Below are 17,608 nucleotides of genomic sequence, written 5' to 3'. Positions count from 1 at the left end.
CTCCTACTCGCGCTCGAACCTGAAGCCGACCCCCCGGACCGTGGTGATGTAACGCGGCTTGGCGGCGTCGTCGCCCAGCTTCCGACGCAACCAGGAGATGTGCATGTCGAGCGTTTTCGTGGACCCCCACCAGTTGGTGTCCCACACCTCGCGCATGATCTGCTCACGGGTGACGACCTTGCCCGCGTCGCGTACGAGCACGCGAAGCAGGTCGAACTCCTTGGTCGTCAGGTGCAGCTCCTTGTCCCCCATCCAGGCGCGGCGCGAATCGGCGTCGATCCGCACGCCCTGGACGACCGGGGTCTCAGACGTGCCACGCCGCAGCAGCGCCCGCACTCTGGCGAGCAGCTCCGCGAGGCGGAACGGTTTCGTCACATAGTCATCGGCGCCCGCGTCGAGTCCGACGACGGTGTCGACCTCGTCGACGCGTGCCGTGAGAATCAGAACCGGAGTGCCGTGCCCTTCGGCACGGATCCGGCGGGCGACCTCCAGGCCGTCCATCTCTGGCAGCCCAAGGTCGAGAACAATGAGATCGATGCCGCCCGAAAGGGCCCTCTCCAAGGCTTGAGGGCCGTCCGGGCTCACCTCGACCTGATAGCCCTCGCGGCGCAGTGCGCGCGCAAGCGGCTCCGAAATCGAGGTGTCATCCTCGGCGAGAAGAACGCAGGTCATAAAGCGATCGTAGGACCTTAGGCGATCGTTTCCCGGGTTGAGCGCGCGGTTTGACTCGTCGTTGACCTATCCATTGACCTGGGCAAACACAGCTAAAATAGCTTAGGGGGTGATTAAAACACCACCGCTTGCGTTGCGCGGGTCAACGAGGTGGTCATGCCCGCTCTGGAACGCCGCAATCACCACGACCGGATAATGATCGGCGTTTCTCGCATAAGTCCCAGAAAATCGATCAAGCGGAAATGCCGCCGTTTCCGGACTTCCCGGCTCGACACCGTTCGCCTCCCGGCCGGGGGAGGGAGGACGGACAGCCTTCCCCCTCCCTCCCCAAAAGCCCCAGCCGAGACACGGCGCAGCCTCCCGACCGTGGGGAAGAGAGGACGGGCGGTGCGGTGGCCGGGGTGCGCGGGCGAGGGGCTACGGCGCCCCGGCAGGGGTCACGGAAACCCGGCACTGGCCACGGGAAATCCGGCAGGGCCGCAGGGAAAGCGGTGGCGAGCCGGTGCGGAGTGGCCGGCCCTCCCGGCTCGCGTGACGCGGCGAGTGCCAGGGCCGCACCAGGCGAGCCGGTGCGGAGTGGCCGGGCCTCCCGGCGTCCGCTCGGACGGCTTCGACGGCCTGCACGCCCCGGGCAGCCGGTGAGGGCGGCGGGGTCAGTTGTAGTCGTTGTCGAACGAGCGGGGCTCGGCGTAACGCGCCAGGTAGAGCTGCTCGCCCAGGCTCTGGATGAGTTCAAGCTCGGTCTCGAGGTAGTCGATGTGCTCCTCCTCGTCCTTGAGGATGTCCTCGAAGATGTTCGCCGAGGTGATGTCGCCCTTCTCGCGCATGAGCTGGATGGCCGGCCGCAGGCGCTGCACCACCGCCATCTCGACCTCCAGGTCGGCCTGGATCTGCTCGGGCACCGTCTGCCCGATGTGGAGCGTTCCAAGCCGCTGATAGTTGGGCAGGCCCTCGAGGAAGAGGATGCGGTCGGTGAGCCGCTCGGCGTGGCGCATCTCCTCGATGGACTCGTCGCGGGTGCGCTTGGCGAGCTTGGTGTATCCCCAGTTCTCCTGCATCTTGGCGTGCAGGAAGTACTGGTTGATCGCGGTCAGCTCAGCGGTGAGCTGTTCGTTGAGCAACTCGATGATCTGCCTATCGCCCTGCATCCGGGGCCCCTCATCGTCGATCCGGTCATGCGGTCGTCAGTTCTTGAGACCTTTTCAGGATCGCACAGATCTTCCGAACACAACGGGCACAGTCACCACCGGCACCAGTGGTGTCGCGGATCTGCTTGGCGCTGGTCGCCCCGGCGGCGATGCAGTCGTGCACTTCGTTCTCGGTCACGGCACGACAGATGCACACGTACATTGCTGGGGGCAGGCCTTTCAACGCAGGGACGAACGAGGGGGACCGCCTTAGGTAAGGCACACCTAAGATAACGCACTGAGGTTAGGCTTGCCTACGTCGGGTCGGTCACACTCGCCGGATTCCCGCAGGTGAAAGGCCTTCCGCGGGTCGGAAGGCCCCCGGGCTCGGCGTCGGAAGGGCCCGGCTCAGTGGCCGCGGGCGATCCACTCCTCCAGGTGCGGCGCCTCGGCGCCGATCGTGGTGGAGTCGCCGTGCCCGGTGTGGACGACCGTCTCCGGCGGCAGCGTCAGCAGCCGTTCCCTGATCGACTCGATGATCGTCTCGAACGAGCTGTAAGACCGCCCGGTCGCCCCAGGCCCGCCCTTGAAGAGCGTGTCGCCGCTGAACAGCGCCCCCAGGTCGGGCGCGTACAGGCAGACCGCGCCCGGCGAGTGGCCCGGCGTGTGCAGGACCTGCAGCGCGATACCGCCCACCGTGAGCTTGTCGCCGTCGCCCAGCGGCTCGTAGGACACCTCGGGCCCGTACACCTGCTCCCACAGCACCTGGTCGGCGGGGTGCAGCCGGATCGGCGCGCCCGTGCGCTCGGACAGCTCGCGGGCGGCGTTGATGTGGTCGTTGTGGGCGTGGGTGCAGACGATGGCCCGCACGCTGCGCCCGCCCGCCCGCTCGGCGATCGCCGTCGCGTCGTGGGCGGCGTCGATGACCACGACCTCGCGGGCGTCGCCGACCAGCCAGACGTTGTTGTCGACGTCCCACGTGCCGCCGTCCAGCGAGAACGTGCCCGAGGTGATGACCCTGTCGATCATCAGAAGACCACCACCGAACGCAGCACCTCGCCCCTGTGCATCTTCGCGAACGCCTCCTCGACCTGGTCCACCCTGATCGTCTCGGTGACGAACTTGTCGAGCGGCAGGCGGCCCTGCAGGAACAGGTCGATGAGCATGGGGAAGTCGCGCGAGGGCAGGCAGTCGCCGTACCAGGAGGACTTGAGCGCACCGCCGCGGCCGAACACGTCGAGCAGCGGCAGGTCGATGCGCATCTCCGGAGTCGGCACGCCGACCAGCACGACCGTGCCGGCCAGGTCGCGGGCGTAGAAGGCCTGCTCGTACGTCTCGGGCCTGCCCACCGCCTCGATCACCACGTCGGCGCCGAAGCCGCCGGTCAGCTCGCGGATCGCCTCGACCGGGTCGCTCTCGCGGGAGTTGACGGTGTGGGTGGCGCCGAACTGACGGGCCCACTCCAGCTTGCGATCGTCCACATCGACCGCGATGATCTTCGCCGCGCCGGCCAGCGAGGAGCCGAGGATGGCCGCGTCGCCCACACCGCCGCAGCCGATGACCGCCACGCTGTCGCCGCGGGTGACGCCGCCGGTGTTGATGGCCGCGCCGATGCCGGCCATGACGCCGCAGCCCAGCAGGCCCGCGACCGGCGCGGGCGCGTCGGCGGAGACCTTCGTGCACTGGCCCGCCGCGACGAGCGTCTTGTCGAGGAACGCCCCGATGCCGAGCGCGGGCGACAGCTCGGTGCCGTCCTTGAGCGTCATCTTCTGCCGGGCGTTGTGGGTGTTGAAGCAGTACCAGGGCCGCCCGCGCAGGCAGGCCCGGCACTGGCCGCACACCGCGCGCCAGTTGAGGATCACGAAGTCGCCGGGCGCGACCTCGGTGACACCGGGGCCGACCGCCTCGACGACGCCCGCCGCCTCGTGTCCGAGCAGGAACGGGTAGTCATCGCTGATCCCGCCCTCCCGATAGTGCAGGTCGGTGTGGCACACGCCGCAGGCCTGCACGTTCACCACCGCCTCGCCCGGACCCGGGTCCGGCACGATCACCGTCTCGAGGGAAACTTCCTGGCCCTTGCCCCGGGCGACGACGCCCTGCACTTCGTACGGCATGCCAGCCATCTTGTGTCAGGAGGTTGATCTCCGCAAGAGACCGGGCGTGAGCGCGCCGAGACCTTTGCAGGACCCGCGTCCCCACATGTCAGCGGCCGTCGATCTCCCCGTCGGCTGCGTCCTCGACGAGCCGGAACAGGTCGGTGCGGACGTCCTGGATCTTCGGGATGTCGCGCAGCACGATCTCGCCGCGCTCGCCCGCCGACTCGACCGTCAGCGTGCCGCAGCCGAGCAGCCGCTCGGCGAACGTCTGGTCGGAGCTCACCGTGTTGACCTTGGCGATGGGGATCTCGTCGGTCGACTTGTTGAGCACGCCGGTGCTGATCGTGAAGCGGTGGGTGGTGAGCACGTAGCCGGTGTTCTTCCACTGCAGGTACGGCACGAACGACCAGATCGTCAGCAGGATGAGCCCGATGACCGCGACCGCGATCCTGGCATAGCCGGCGTACTCGAAGTCACCGGGGATGAAGTAGATCGCCGCACCCGAGGCGGCGGCGATGAGGACCAGCGCGATGAAGGGGCCGACGAGCCGCTTCCAGTGGGGGTGGAAGCTACGGATGCGCCGCTCACCCTGCGTCAGATGGTGGTCGGGAATGGTCATGGCCCAATCATGGCCCAAAACATGCCATCAACGCTCCGTACCCGTCATGCCGCGGGAGCGACCCGGCCCCCTCACCCCGCCGGCCTGACGTGCACGACGTCGCCCGCGCTCAGCGTGTGGCGCTCGCCGCCCGCCTCCACCTGCAGGTGGCCGTCCTTGTCGACGCCGGTGGCCAGGCCGGTGAGCGTGCGGTCGTCGGGCAGCTCGACCCTGACCCGCTGCCCGACGGTGGCGCTGGCGGCCAGGTACGCCGAGCGCAGGCCGGCCGCCTCGGCGTCGCCGCCCGCCCGCGTCCAGTCGCGGTAGTGGGTCTCGACCTCGCGCAGCACGGCGCGCAGCAGCGGGTCGCGGTCGGTGCAGGCGGCCTTCTCCACGGCCAGCGACGTGGCGGTCTCGACGGGCAGCTCGTCGTCGCGGAGCGAGACGTTGAGCCCCATGCCGATGACGACGGCGTCGCCCGCGCGCTCGGCGAGCACGCCGGCCAGCTTGCGCTCGCCGATCAGCAGGTCGTTGGGCCACTTGAGCCGGACGTCCACCTCGGCGACGCGGCGCACGGCCGAGGCGGCGGCGACGCCGTACAGCAGCGACAGCCAGCCCTGGGCCGCGACCGGCACCCGCGGCCTGAGCAGGATGGAGAACGTCAGGCCCGAGCGGGGCGGCGCCGACCAGGTGCGGCCGAGCCGCCCGCGGCCCGCCCGCTGCGCCTCCGCGACCAGCACCGTGCCCTCGGGCGCGCCGTCGCGGGCGGCCGCGGCGAGGTCGGCGTTGGTGGAGCCGGTGCTGCCGACGACGGTGAGCGCGGTCCACAGCGAGCCGGGACGCACCAGGGCACGGGTGAGCGCCGCCTCGGACAGTGGCGGGCGCTCGAGGTCGGAGTAGCGTGAGTCGGGCATCCCCCTATCTTCGCAGGGGGTAGGAGGGAGGGATGAGCATGCGTACGACTCCCCCGATGGCGAGCGGCCGGGACGTCAAGGCGCGCCCCGGTCCGATCACCCGCGTCCGGGTCAGGGAGCTGACCGGCGCCGCGGGCCGCGACCGGCGCGACGACCTCGCGACCGAGGAGCCGCTGGAGATCCGGCTCACCGCGCCGGACGGCACGCGCAGGACGGTCGCCATCACCATGCGCACCCCGGGGCACGACTTCGAGCTGGCCGCCGGGTTCCTGCACGGCGAGGGCCTCGCGGGGCCGGGCGACATCGCGGCGATCGCGTACTGCACCGACGAGGACCTGCCGCCCGAGGCGCGCTACAACACGGTGACGGTGCGCCTGCACGGCCCCGTCCCCGAGCTGCCCGCGCTCGACCGGCACTTCCTGACCTCCAGCGCCTGCGGCGTGTGCGGCTCGGCCAGCCTCGACGCGCTGCGCGACCGCTGCCGGCCGGTGGCGCGCGGCGAGCTCACGCTCTCCCCCGACCTGCTGTACGGGCTGCCCGAAGCGCTGCGGCTGGCCCAGGGCGTGTTCGGCAAGACGGGCGGCCTGCACGCGGCGGGCCTGTTCGCGGCCGACGGCACGCCGGTGGCGGTGCGCGAGGACGTCGGCCGGCACAACGCGGTGGACAAGCTCGTGGGGTGGGCGGCGCTGAACGAGCGGCTGCCGCTGGCCGAGCACGTGCTCATGGTCAGCGGCAGGGCGAGCTACGAGATCATGCAGAAGGCGCTGGCGGCCGGGGTGCCCGTGGTGTGCGCGGTATCGGCGCCGTCGTCGCTGGCGGTGGAGCTGGCCAGGGAGTTCGGGCTGACGCTGGTGGGCTTCCTGCGCGGGGAGCGCTGCAACGTGTACGCGGGCGCCGAGCGCGTGCTGTCGTGACGAGCCCGCGCCGGGGACGGTCCCGGCACGGGCTCCTGCGTGCGGTCAGCCGGTGTTCTGCAGTCCGGCCGCGACGCCGTTGACCGACAGCAGCAGCAGCGTGGACAGGCGGTCGCGCTCCTGCTCCGACGGGTTGCCGGTGCGCAGCGCGCGCAGGGCACGGAGTTGCAGGTGCGACAGCGCGTCCACGTACGGGTCGCGCAGCTGCACGGCCCTGCTGAGCACCTTGCGGTTCTCCAGCAGCCGGGTGTGCCCGGTGACGCGCAGCACCAGCTCGCGGGTGCGGTCGTACTCCTCGAGGACCTGCCTGCTGAAGTCCTCCCGCCCGCCGAGCGCGAGGTAGCGCTCGGCGATCGAGCGGTCGGTCTTGGCCAGCGACATCTCGGCGTTGTCGAGCAGCGAGTTGAACAGCGGCCACTCCTGGTAGGCGGCGCGCAGCTCGTCGATGTCGCCGACGGCGGCGAGGCCGGTGCCCAGGCCGTACCAGCCGGGCAGGTTGACGCGGGTCTGCGCCCAGGCGAACACCCACGGGATGGCCCGCAGGTCGTCGAGCGAGCGCGGGGCGCCGAGGCCGCGCCGGGCCGGACGGGAGCCGAGCCGCAGCGTGCCGATCTCTTCAAGCGGGCTGACCAGGCCGAACCACTCGGGGAAGCCCGGCGCCTCGGTCAGCGCGCGGTACGCCTGCTCGGACGCCCTGGCCACCTGCTCGGCCATGCCGCGGAAGCGCTCGGCGGCGGCCGCCGTGCGCTCGCTCACCGTGGGCGAGGAGGCCAGCAGCACCGCGTTGGCGACCTGCTCCAGGTGGCGGCGGGCGATCGCGATGTGGCCGTAGCGGGCGAAGATGACCTCGCCCTGCTCGGTGACCTTGAACCGGCCCGCGACGGAGCCGGGCGCCTGCGCCAGCACCGCGCGGTTGGCCGGGCCGCCGCCGCGGCCGAGCGCGCCGCCCCTGCCGTGGAACATGCGCAGCTTGACGTCGTGCTTCGCGGCCCAGGCGGTCAGCGCCTCCTGCGCCTCGTACAGCCGCAGCGTGGCGGCCGCGGGGCCGAGCTCCTTGGCCGAGTCGGAGTAGCCGAGCATGATCTCCATGCGCCGGCCGGTGTCGGCGAGGCGCTGCTGCACCTCGGGGATCTCCAGCATGCCGGTCAGCACGTCGGCCGAGTTGGCGAGGTCCTGGCCGGACTCGAACAGCGGCACCACGTCGAGCACCGGCGCGCGGTCGCCGAGCGCGTAGCGGGCCAGCTCGTAGACGGCGGCGATGTCGTCGGCCGAGCGGGTGAAGGAGACCACGTAGCGCGAGCACGCCTTGACGCCGTAGCGCTCCTGGATCCAGCCGATCACCCGGATGGTGGCCAGCACCTCCTCGGTGCGTTCCGACGGCTCGGCCCCCGAGCGCAGCTCCTCCAGGGCCGCGGCGTGCACCTGGGAGTGCTGGCGCACCTCCAGCTCGGCCAGGTGGAAGCCGAACGTCTCCACCTGCCAGATGAGGTGCTGCAGCTCGCCGTACGCCTGGCGCGGCGCGGAGGCGGCCAGCGACTCCTGGGCGAGGCGCAGGTCGGCCAGCAGCTCGTCGGGCGAGCGGTAGGCCAGGTCGAGGTCGCGGCGGTGGGTGGCGGCGATGCGGGCGGCCACGAACAGCAGCCACTGCCGGTGCGGCTCGCGCGGCGAGCGGGTGGCCAGCTCCGACACCACGTCGGGATGGGCGGCCACGGCCGCCGCCAGCCGGGTGCGCAGCTCGGCCGATGGCGGCGCGAACTGGGCGGATGCGGTCAGCGTGCGGGCGATGCGGGAGCAGGCCGTCTCCAGCGCCGCCAGGACGTGCTCCGACTGGATCTGGATGGTCTCGCGGGTGACCTTGGCGGTCACGTTGGGGTTGCCGTCGCGGTCGCCGCCGATCCAGCTTCCGTACCTGATGAACGGCTTGGCCAGGGGCGGGCGGGTGCCGGTGCGTTCGTCGAGCGCCGCGTCGAGCGAGCGGTAGACCTGCGGCACCGTACGGAACAGCGTCTCGTCGAAGGCGGCCATGGCGGTGCGCACCTCGTCGAGCGGGTCGAGCTTGGTGGAGCGGAGCTGGGCCGTGCGCCACAGCAGGTCGATCTCCTCCAGCAGGCGCCGCTTGCTCTCGGCGCGCTCGGAGGCCCCGCGGCCGGGGGCGTTGTACTCGGTGAGCTGGCCGCTGATGCGCTGGATGGCGGTGACCACGGCCCTCCTGCGGGCCTCCGTGGGGTGCGCGGTGAGCACCGGGTGCAGCTCAAGGCCGTCCAGCAGCTCGACGACGCGGTCCTGGCCGAGCTGCTGCACGGCCTGCGCGAGCGATTCGCGCTGCACCTTGCCCTCGGCGTCGCGCTCGCGCAGCGTGCGGATGCGGTAGTGCTCCTCGGCCAGGTTGGCGAGGTGGAAGTAGCAGGTGAACGCGCGGGCCACCGCCACGGCCCGCTCGATCTCCCATCCGGCGACCATTTCGGTGATGGCGTCGGCCGAGACCTCGCCCCTGCGCGCCGCGATGACGGCTTTGCGCAGGCGTTCGACGTCGGCCAGCAGGTCTTCGCCGCCCTGCTCGGCCAGCACTTGGCCGAGCAGTTTGCCGAGCAGACGCACGTCGTGACGTAGCTCGTCCGGCATCTCGGTAACGGCGGCACTGCGACGCTCGAGCCCCTGGTCAATCATGTTTCGAAGGGTAGCGAGTCGTTTTTCGGCGCCGTAGACCGGTCTCAGGTATTGGACTAGACCACTGGTCAGGTGGGTCGCGACACCGCCGCGAGGAGTTCTGGCGTGCGGCGGAAGCCGACCCTGGCGGCCAGCCGCCGCCCGAGCGTCTCCATCAGCAGCCCGCAGAAGGGCGCGAGCACGGACGCCCAGGTGAGCCCGAACGCCATCGGCACGACGAACGGCAGCGACAGCACGCTGATCGCCACCATGGCGCCCATCGCCGAGGCGAACGCGAGCCCGCCCTGTCCGGGGGCGGCGCCGGTGAAGGCGTTCATGCGTTCCGGCACCGTGTACGGCAGCACCACGCTGGTCACCGAGCCGACCCCGAGCCCGATGCCGAGCACGCCCCACCCGGCGAGCAGGGCGGGCGGGATCGCGGACGGGTGGCCGGTGAACAGGGCGGCGCCGGTGGCGATCACCGCGATCAGCGGCACGGCGATGAGCGCGCTCGCGAGGTGCCGCCCGGCGAGGTCGGTGGCCAGGCCGCGCTCGTCGCCGGATGCGACGGCGTTCATCCAGATCGAGCGGCCGTCGATGCCGAAGGCGTTGACCGACTGCAGGGTGATCATGCCGGCGGCGATCGAGGCCAGCGCGATCGCCGTGCCGGAGCCGCCGGTTCCCCCTCTGGTCAGCGAGAACGCCAGGATGACGGTGAGCGCGATCGCGCTGACCCAGCCGACGCGGTAGCGGGGCTCGCGCCTGATGTACTTCAGCTCCTTGGTCACCACGGCGGCCAGCGGCCCGTCCGGCAGGAAGCGGTCGATGAGCCCGCTCTCCCTGCGTACGGTGGCCGCTTTGACGGAGTCGCCGGGCGTGACCAGGGCCCGGCTGAGCGCCTTGATCCAGAGCACGGCCAGCACCACGGTGAGCAGCGCGACCAGCACCACCTCGGCGAGCGCGAGCAGCCCGCCGTCGCTGATGGCGTGCGCCAGCATGCCGGGCGGCGTCCACCTGAGCGCGCCGGCCAGGCGGTGCAGCAGCGCTCCCGGGTCGGCGAAGCCGCTGTTCAGCAGCAGGTTGGGAAGCTGCGCGAGCAGGACGACGAGCAGCGCGGCGACCGCCAGCACGTCGCGCCCGCGCCGGGTGCGCAGCGCGCTGGACAGCGCCGTGGTGATCAGCCGGGAGGCCACCACGCAGAGCGCGAACTGCACCAGCACCGCGAGCAGCCCGATCAGCCAGCCGCCCGCCCCGGATGCGAGCCCGACGAGCGCGCCGAGCGTCACGATCAGCAGTGCGGCGGGCCAGACGCCGATCACGGACGCGGTGAACATGCCGACCGCGAGGCGCGGGGTGCGCAGCGGCAGGAGCGCGAGCTTGGCCGGGTCGACCGTGTCGTCCACGCCGAACGCGAGCAGCGGCACGATCATCCAGCCCGCGAGCAGCGCGGTGAAGGCGAGGGTGACGAGGTCGGCGGCGACGTCCGGGGCGGCCAGCCGCAGCAGGCTCATGAGCAAGAAGCCGAGTGCGGCCAAGCCTGCCGCGAGGAGCAGCGTGAGCACGAAGCCGATCTTGCGCTGCACGTCGCCGCGCAGGTTTCCGGCCAGCAGGCGCAGCTTGAGCTGCGCGAAGAGCGCGATCGTCGCCATGGGTCAGGCTCCCCCTGCCTGGTCCGGGCCCTGCTGCCAGGGATGGGACTGCGGAGGACCGGGGTGCGGCGGACCCGGCTGCGGAGGACCGGGGTGCGGCGGACCCGGCTGGGGAGAGCCGTAGGGCGAGGGACCCGGCTGCGGAGGACCGTAGGGCGAGGGACCCGGCTGCGGAGAGCCGTAGGGCGAGGGACCCGGCTGCGGAGAGCCGGGCTGTGGCGGGCCGGGCTGTGGCGGGCGGGAGCCGAGCCAGCTCAGCTTCGCGCCGTCGGCGCCGGGCGCGCCGCCGACGAGGTCGAGGAAGGCCTCGTTGAGGCTGCGCCCGCCGCGTACGTCCGCTAACGGGCCCTGTGCCACGATCTGCCCCGCGCTCATCACCGACACCCAGTCGCACAGCCGCTCCACCAGGTCCATCACGTGGCTGGAGAAGATGACGGTGGAGCCGGAGGCGGTGTAGCGGCGCAGCACCTCGGTGAGCGTGTTGGCGCTGACCGGATCGACGCCTTCGAACGGCTCGTCCAGGAAGAGCACCGACGGGTTGTGCAGCAGCGCGGCGGCCAGGCCGATCTTCTTGCGCATGCCGGTGGAGTAGTCGACGACGAGCTTGTCGGCGCTGGAGGTGAGGTCCATCACGTCGAGGAGCTCGGCGGCGCGCTGCTCGACGTCGGCCTTGGGGATGCCGCGCAGGCGGCCGTTGTAGATCAGCAGCTCGCGGCCGGACAGCCGCTCGAACAGCCGCAGCCCTTCGGGCAGCACGCCGATGCGGGCCTTGACGGCGACGGGATCGTGCCAGACGGAGTAGCCGTCGATCTCCGCGATGCCGCCGTCGGGGCGCAGCAGCCCGGTGATCATGCTGAGCGTGGTCGTCTTGCCCGCCCCGTTGGGGCCGACGAGTCCGGCGAAACTGCCGCGGGGGATGGTGAGGTTCACGCCTGCGACGGCGATCTGCTGCCCGTAGCGCTTGAACAGGGCGTGCGTGCGTACGGCGTCCGTCATGGATCCACTCTAGGAGGAGGGGCTAGCCTTGCGCGCATGACCACTGCCGAGCCGATGCCGGAAGAACCGGATATTCACACCACCGCCGGAAAGATCGCTGATCTGGAGTTTCGTCGCGCGGAGGCCGTGCACGCGGGGTCCGCGGCGGCGGTGGAGAAGCAGCACGCCAAGGGCAAGATGACGGCGAGGGAGCGGGTGCTGGCGCTGCTCGACGAGGGCTCGTTCGTCGAGTTCGACACGTTCGCCAGGCACCGCTCGACCATGTTCGGGCTGGACAAGCGGCGTCCGTACGGCGACGGCGTGATCACCGGCCACGGCACCATCGACGGCCGCCAGGTGTGCGTGTTCTCCCAGGACGTGACGGTCTTCGGCGGCTCGCTCGGCGAGGTGTACGGCGAGAAGATCGTCAAGGTGCTCGACCTGGCGCTCAAGACCGGCTGCCCGATCATCGGCATCAACGAGGGCGGCGGCGCCCGCATCCAGGAGGGCGTGGTCGCGCTCGGCCTGTACGCCGAGATCTTCAAGCGCAACGTGCACGCCTCCGGCGTGATCCCGCAGATCTCGCTCATCATGGGTGCCGCGGCCGGCGGTCACGTCTACTCCCCCGCGCTCACCGACTTCGTGGTGATGGTGGACCGGACCTCGCACATGTTCATCACGGGCCCCGACGTGATCAAGACGGTGACCGGCGAGGAGGTCACGTTCGAGGAGCTGGGCGGGGCGCACACGCACAACACGAAGTCGGGCGTGGCCCACTACCAGGCCGCCGACGAGCAGGACGCGTTCGACTACGTCAGGGCGCTGCTGTCGTACCTGCCGTCCAACAACCTCGACGAGCCGCCCGTCTACGCCGCGGCGGAGGACCTCGACCCGGACCCCGAGCTGGACGAGCTGATCCCCGACTCGGCGAACCAGCCGTACGACATGCACCGGGTGATCGAGCACGTGCTCGACGACGGCGAGTTCCTTGAGGTCCACGCGCAGTTCGCGCCGAACATCGTGGTCGGGTACGGCCGGGTGGACGGCCGGCCGGTGGGCGTGGTGGCCAACCAGCCCATGCATTTCGCCGGATGTCTGGATATCAAGGCATCCGAGAAGGCTGCGCGATTTATTCGAACATGTGATGCCTTCAATATCCCCATCTTGACTTTTGTTGACGTGCCGGGTTTCCTCCCCGGCACCGATCAGGAATGGAACGGAATCATCCGCCACGGCGCCAAGCTCCTGTACGCCTACGCCGAGGCGACAGTCCCGCTCGTCACCGTGATCACGCGCAAGGCGTACGGCGGCGCGTACGACGTCATGGGCTCCAAGCACCTCGGCGCGGACATCAACCTGGCCTGGCCCACCGCACAGATCGCGGTCATGGGCGCCCAGGGCGCGGTCAACATCCTCTACCGGCGCGAGCTGGCCGCCGCCGCCGACCCCGACGCGCACCGGGCCAAGCTCGTCACCGAGTACGAGGACACGCTGGCCAACCCGTACATCGCCGCCGAAAGGGGCTATGTGGACGCGGTGATCCGGCCGTCCGAGACCCGGCCGCAGGTCGTCAAGGCGCTGCGCGCGCTGCGGAACAAGCGCGCCACGCTCCCGCCCAAGAAGCATGGGAACATCCCGCTATGACGCCACATCTACGTATTGTCCGGGGCGACGCCACGCCCGAGGAGGTGGCCGCGCTCGTGACCGCGCTCGCGGCGCGGCGGCGCCCCGCAGCCGAAACGGAGCGCGCTCCATCTTTGCCTCGCCAAACCTGGCGAAACCCCGCCAGAGCTATGCGTAAGCCTGTCGTCCCAGGGAAGTCGGCATGGCGGATGAGCGCACTACCCTAGATAGATCCTGCGAATCGGGTGTCAAGTTCCCCGGGAGTTGGGACTATCTAGAGAAAGTAGGCGTATATAGTCAGCCGATCAACTAACACCGCGGCCTGGAGGACGACATGGCCATCCCAGACCTCATGCCGCATCCTGTGGCAGCCAAGTACGCCGTCCTAGTGGATGTCGGTTATCTGTACGCGGCGGCGGGTGAAGTGCTGCTCGGCGCGAAGGAGCGCAAGGAATATCGGGTGGCCGCCGATGAGCTCATCCAAAGTCTACAGAAACATGCAGAGGAACGTATTTCAGGCGAACTTCTGCGGATCTATTGGTATGACGCAGCTCGTGATCGCGTGCCGACCGTCGACCAACGTGTGATCGCCCAGCTCCCGTGGGTCAAGGTGCGCCTCGGCAACCTGAACGCCCGCGGCCAGCAGAAAGGCGTTGACGCGCAGATCCGGAGTGATCTGGAGGCGCTGGCCAGGCATCATGCGGTCACCGACACGATCCTGCTGGCGGGCGATGAGGACATGGTTCCGGCGGTCGAGGCGGCACAGGCGTACGGCGTGCGCATCCACCTGTGGGGCGTCGAACCCCCGTACGGCACCAACCAGGCAGAGCGCCTGGTGTGGGAGTCCGACACCGTCGAAGTGATCAGTGCAGATTTCCTGAGGCCCTTTTTCAGCCGTGCTCCGCAGCCCGTGCCCGTCACACCGCCCAGCACCGCGCCCTCGCCCGCGCAGGTCTTCGCCGGGCGCGCGCCCGTCAAGCCGCACGCCAAGCCCGGCCAGGTGGCCAAGCTCGGCCCCAGCCGGCCGCGCGTGGAGGACGTGGGCGAGCACGTCGCACAGAAGTGGATCTTGACGCGTGGCCGCGACAACATCCGCGACCTGCTGCCCGGCCCGATACTGCCGACCGTGATCGACACCGAGTTGCTGATCGAGGCGGAGAAGGAGCTGGGCCACTCGCTGCGGCCGTACCCGGAGGCGCGGGTGTGGCTGCGTGACGGGTTCTGGGCCCGGGTGTACCGCGAGTTCGACCTGGGGGTGGGCGTCTCGTCGAAGTAGCGCACCGGCGGTGACCTGGGCCTTCACGGCCCGGTCCGATTTCCGCCAGTCGTCACCCCTGAGCAGGGCATACGGTCGGAGACATGGCCCTCCAAGAGCTCGACTTCGACTCCTGTTACCGGGCCGTCTCCGCCAGGGACCCCCGGTTCGACGGCCGTTTCTACACGGCGGTGACGACCACGCGCATCTACTGCCGTCCGATCTGCCCGGCTCGTACGCCGTCGTGGCGCAACGTGCGCTTCTACCGGCACGCGGCCTCGGCCGAGGCCGCCGGGTTCCGGCCGTGCAAGCGCTGCCGGCCCGAACTGTCGCCCGGCGACCCCGGCTGGGACCTGCGCGGCGACCTGGTCGGGCGCGCGCTGCGGCTGATCGACGACGGCGCCGCCGACGAGCAGGGCGTGGGCGGGCTGGCCCGGCGGCTGCACATCACCGAACGCCACCTGCACCGGCTGTTCGTCGCCGAGCTCGGCGTCGGCCCGCTCGCGGTGGTGCGCACCAAGCGGCTACTGCTGGCCAAGCAGCTGCTGACGGAGACGTCGCTGCCGATCACGGAGGTGGCGTTCGCGGCCGGGTTCGGCAGCGTGCGGCAGTTCAACGCGACCATGCGGGAGACGTACGGCTTCACGCCCAGCGAGCTCCGCGCCACCGCCGGACCGCGCCCCGCCGCCGCCCGGACCTGCACCGCGCACGCCCCCGCTTCGGCAACCGGCGCCTGCGATCCGGCGCCTGCCGCCCAAGCAGGCGCTCCGCTCCGGCTGCGGCTGCACCGGCGGGAGCCGTACGACGCGGACGGCGTCTTCTCATTCCTCGCCGCACGCGCCATACCGGGGCTCGAGGTCGCGGACCGGACGTCGTACCGCAGGGCCGTACCGGGTGGGACGATCACCCTCACCCCGCGCCCCGGCCACATCGCGCTGGACGTGGCCGTCGAGGACACCCGGCAGCTCGCCAGGATCGTCGCCCGCTGCCGCCGCCTGCTCGACCTCGACGCCGACCCGCAGGCCATCGCCGACGTCCTCGGCGGCACCTCGCTCGCCCCGCTGGTCGCGGCGCGGCCCGGGCTGCGGGTGCCGGGCACGTTCGACGGGTTCGAGCTGGCCGTGCGCGCGGTCGTGGGGCAGCAGATCTCGGTGGCGGGCGCACGTACGCTGCTCGGCCGCATCGTGGCCAGGGCCGGCGCGCCCGGCGGCCTCTTCCCCACTCCCGCCCGGCTTCTGGAGGCGGACCTGAGCGGGCTCGGCCTGACGGGCCGCCGCATCGGCACGCTCAAGGACCTGGCCGCCCGGATCGCCGGCGGGCGGCTCGACCTCGACGGCGGGCAGGACCCCGGCGAGGCCGTGGCGGAGCTGCTGGAGGTGCGCGGCATCGGGCCGTGGACCGCCGGCTACATCGCGCTGCGCGCGCTGCGCGACCCCGACGCCTGGCCCACGGGCGACCTGGTGCTCATCAAGCGCATGGCCGCGCTCGGCATTCCCGACGACCACATCGAACGGTGGCGCCCGTGGCGGGCGTACGCCGCACTGCATCTCTGGAGCTCATCATGATCGCTGCACAGCTCGTACCCTCGCCGGTGGGGCCGCTGGCGCTGCTCGCCCGCGAAGGCGTGCTCGTCGCGGCCGGCTTCACCGCCGAGCCCAAGGACATGTTCGCCCGGCTCACGCCCGCCCTGCAGGCCGAGGGCCTGGAGATCGTGGACGACCTCGGGGCGCCCGCCGAGGCCGCCCAGGCGTACCTCGCCGGGGAGCTGGACGCGCTGGACGGCGTACCGGTCTGGCAGCCCGGCACGCCCACCCGTAAGCGGCTGCACGCGGCACTGCGGGAGGTCAAGGCCGGGACCACCGTCACGTACGCCGAACTGGCCGAACGCGCGGGCCTGCCGCGCACCGCCGCCCGCGCGGCGGGCTCGGCCTGCGCCCAGAACCTGATCGCGCCGTTCGTACCGTGCCATCGGATTTTGCCCAGCACCGGAGGATATGGCGGATACCTCTACGGCGTTTCGGTAAAAGAATGGCTTCTTGCTCACGAACGTGGAGCCATCGCCGATCGAACGTAAACGCGAGGTCACATGGGCCACCCCGGCTGGATCCTGAAACCCGTCGTCGCAGGCCCGTCGAACATCCCCAAAATCACGGATATCGACCGAGCGCTCACCGATCCAGAACTCACCGCGCTCTCGACCATCGTGTACGGCAACCCTGACACGCCCGACGGGATGGAGGTACTCAGAACCTTCGCCCATGCCACAGCCAGGCGCCCGAAAGACCAGCCGAGCTATGCTGAGCTGGTATTCATGCTGCTCCCCGAGTTCGACTTCGCCCAACTATTCAAGGAGGCCGGCGTGGTGGTATCCGCCAAGGACGTTATCGACCACCCCTATGTCCGCGAATGGGTAGAACTAGGCAAAACCATGGGCAAGGAGGAGGGAAGGGCGGAAGGCGAGGCCGTCGGCAAGGCCGAAGCCCTCCTCAGCGTGCTCCACCAACGCGGAATCGACCTCCCCCACGAAGCCGAACAACGCATCCGCTCCTGCACCGACCAGGACACCCTCGACAACTGGCTCAACAAAGCACTCAAAATCCACAACGCGGCCGAACTTTTCGACTGAGGCAGTCTCAGGCCGGGGCGTGGATGTCCCAGGCCCGGGACCGGTCAGGGTACGGCGGCGAACAGCAGCTGCGCTGCTCGGCTCGGAGCGGCCTGCGACGGCCTGTGGCCTGCACAAAGCGGTCGCCCCAGTCGACGACGCGGCCCGGCGACGTCGGCTTCGGCAGTGCCGTCACTCGGCTCGGAGCGACCCGCGCCGCCGCCCTCATCTGCGGGGAGCGGCCGCGGAACACCCGCTGACGGCGCCGGACGCCGTTGTGGGGGTGACACCGGTCGGCAGCGGTGGACGCCGATCCGAGGCGGCCGGTCGAGGGCAGCAGGGGCCGGTTGACGGCGCCGGACGCCGCTCGGCCGCGCGCCACACGGGAACGATGACACCAGTTGACAACGGACGCCGATCCGAGGCGGTGACGCCGGTCAACGGCGGCGGACGCCGATCGGGGACGGTGGAGCCGGGCGACGGTGCCGGGCGCCGATCCGGGGCGGTGGGCCGGTCGGCGGCGGCGGGTGGCGG

General features: G+C 70.9%; 17 protein-coding genes. 7 read left to right on the top strand and 10 right to left on the bottom strand.

What is annotated here, in order from left to right; all coding sequences use genetic code 11:
• Nucleotides 1-3 precede the first annotated feature (3 nt).
• From ACGFIM_RS22325 to ACGFIM_RS22295, 7 genes are all read right to left on the bottom strand, one after another.
• On the bottom strand, nt 4-672 hold the full coding sequence (locus ACGFIM_RS22325) for a response regulator transcription factor (protein ID WP_012888073.1): 669 nt from the start codon (nt 670-672) through the stop codon (nt 4-6).
• 653 nt (nt 673-1,325) lie between these two features.
• The gene (gene bfr / locus ACGFIM_RS22320) at nt 1,326-1,820 is read right to left on the bottom strand and encodes a bacterioferritin (RefSeq protein ID WP_393203119.1); all 495 of its coding nucleotides are present in this window, start codon (nt 1,818-1,820) and stop codon (nt 1,326-1,328) included.
• A 25-nt stretch (nt 1,821-1,845) separates the two neighbouring features.
• Entirely contained in the window at nt 1,846-2,022 is a 177-nt protein-coding gene (locus ACGFIM_RS22315; RefSeq protein WP_364060003.1) for a (2Fe-2S)-binding protein, read from the bottom strand.
• A 185-nt stretch (nt 2,023-2,207) separates the two neighbouring features.
• The gene (locus ACGFIM_RS22310; RefSeq protein WP_393203117.1) at nt 2,208-2,828 is read right to left on the bottom strand and encodes an MBL fold metallo-hydrolase; all 621 of its coding nucleotides are present in this window, start codon (nt 2,826-2,828) and stop codon (nt 2,208-2,210) included.
• Complete coding sequence (locus tag ACGFIM_RS22305; protein ID WP_393203115.1) at nt 2,828-3,913, bottom strand: S-(hydroxymethyl)mycothiol dehydrogenase; 1,086 nt, start codon at nt 3,911-3,913, stop codon at nt 2,828-2,830. Before ACGFIM_RS22305 ends, ACGFIM_RS22310 begins: the two co-directional genes overlap by 1 nt.
• A gap of 88 nt (nt 3,914-4,001) precedes the next feature.
• Entirely contained in the window at nt 4,002-4,514 is a 513-nt protein-coding gene (locus ACGFIM_RS22300) for a PH domain-containing protein (protein WP_393203113.1), read from the bottom strand.
• Between the two features lie 71 nt (nt 4,515-4,585).
• A complete protein-coding gene (locus tag ACGFIM_RS22295) occupies nt 4,586-5,407 on the bottom strand; it encodes a biotin--[acetyl-CoA-carboxylase] ligase (RefSeq protein WP_393203111.1) in 822 nt (273 codons plus the stop codon).
• A 38-nt stretch (nt 5,408-5,445) separates the two neighbouring features.
• Between ACGFIM_RS22295 and fdhD the strand changes: the two genes are divergently transcribed.
• Nucleotides 5,446-6,321, top strand: a complete 876-nt coding sequence (gene fdhD / locus ACGFIM_RS22290; protein WP_393204162.1) for a formate dehydrogenase accessory sulfurtransferase FdhD — start codon at nt 5,446-5,448, stop codon at nt 6,319-6,321.
• 45 nt (nt 6,322-6,366) lie between these two features.
• Here fdhD and ACGFIM_RS22285 read toward each other — a convergent pair whose 3' ends face one another.
• The 3 genes from ACGFIM_RS22285 to ACGFIM_RS22275 all read right to left on the bottom strand — a co-directional run bounded on the left by ACGFIM_RS22285 (nt 6,367) and on the right by ACGFIM_RS22275 (nt 11,612).
• Nucleotides 6,367-8,988, bottom strand: a complete 2,622-nt coding sequence (locus tag ACGFIM_RS22285) for a phosphoenolpyruvate carboxylase (RefSeq protein WP_393203109.1) — start codon at nt 8,986-8,988, stop codon at nt 6,367-6,369.
• Nucleotides 8,989-9,056: 68 nt separating this feature from the next.
• Nucleotides 9,057-10,616: a hypothetical protein gene (locus ACGFIM_RS22280; RefSeq protein WP_393203107.1), complete on the bottom strand. Its 1,560-nt coding sequence runs from the start codon at nt 10,614-10,616 to the stop codon at nt 9,057-9,059.
• A gap of 3 nt (nt 10,617-10,619) precedes the next feature.
• Nucleotides 10,620-11,612 (bottom strand): ABC transporter ATP-binding protein, encoded by a 993-nt coding sequence (locus tag ACGFIM_RS22275; RefSeq protein WP_393203105.1) that lies wholly within the window; start codon nt 11,610-11,612, stop codon nt 10,620-10,622.
• 36 nt (nt 11,613-11,648) lie between these two features.
• Between ACGFIM_RS22275 and ACGFIM_RS22270 the strand changes: the two genes are divergently transcribed.
• The 6 genes from ACGFIM_RS22270 (at nt 11,649) to ACGFIM_RS22245 (ending at nt 17,095) form a co-directional block, all read left to right on the top strand.
• Nucleotides 11,649-13,235 carry an acyl-CoA carboxylase subunit beta gene (locus ACGFIM_RS22270; protein ID WP_393203103.1) on the top strand — a complete coding sequence of 529 codons (1,587 nt, stop codon included), beginning with the start codon at nt 11,649-11,651 and terminating at the stop codon, nt 13,233-13,235.
• Nucleotides 13,232-13,441 carry an acyl-CoA carboxylase subunit epsilon gene (locus ACGFIM_RS22265; protein WP_393203101.1) on the top strand — a complete coding sequence of 70 codons (210 nt, stop codon included), beginning with the start codon at nt 13,232-13,234 and terminating at the stop codon, nt 13,439-13,441. Before ACGFIM_RS22270 ends, ACGFIM_RS22265 begins: the two co-directional genes overlap by 4 nt.
• Before the next feature lie 107 nt (nt 13,442-13,548).
• Nucleotides 13,549-14,490 (top strand): NYN domain-containing protein, encoded by a 942-nt coding sequence (locus ACGFIM_RS22260; RefSeq protein ID WP_393203099.1) that lies wholly within the window; start codon nt 13,549-13,551, stop codon nt 14,488-14,490.
• 83 nt (nt 14,491-14,573) lie between these two features.
• A complete protein-coding gene (locus ACGFIM_RS22255) occupies nt 14,574-16,034 on the top strand; it encodes an AlkA N-terminal domain-containing protein (RefSeq protein WP_393203097.1) in 1,461 nt (486 codons plus the stop codon).
• Nucleotides 16,031-16,543, top strand: coding sequence for a methylated-DNA--[protein]-cysteine S-methyltransferase (locus ACGFIM_RS22250; protein WP_393203095.1), 513 nt, complete (start codon nt 16,031-16,033; stop codon nt 16,541-16,543). The genes ACGFIM_RS22255 and ACGFIM_RS22250 overlap by 4 nt, the downstream gene beginning before the upstream one ends.
• Nucleotides 16,544-16,555: 12 nt before the next feature.
• The gene (locus ACGFIM_RS22245) at nt 16,556-17,095 is read left to right on the top strand and encodes a hypothetical protein (RefSeq protein WP_393203093.1); all 540 of its coding nucleotides are present in this window, start codon (nt 16,556-16,558) and stop codon (nt 17,093-17,095) included.
• Nucleotides 17,096-17,608 lie beyond the last annotated feature (513 nt).

The organism is Nonomuraea sp. NPDC049309 (genome assembly GCF_043196965.1).
In the GTDB taxonomy this organism is placed as follows: domain Bacteria; phylum Actinomycetota; class Actinomycetes; order Streptosporangiales; family Streptosporangiaceae; genus Nonomuraea; species Nonomuraea fastidiosa.
Note: the sequence above shows the minus strand (reverse complement) of the source record. Positions and strands in the feature narration are given on the sequence as shown.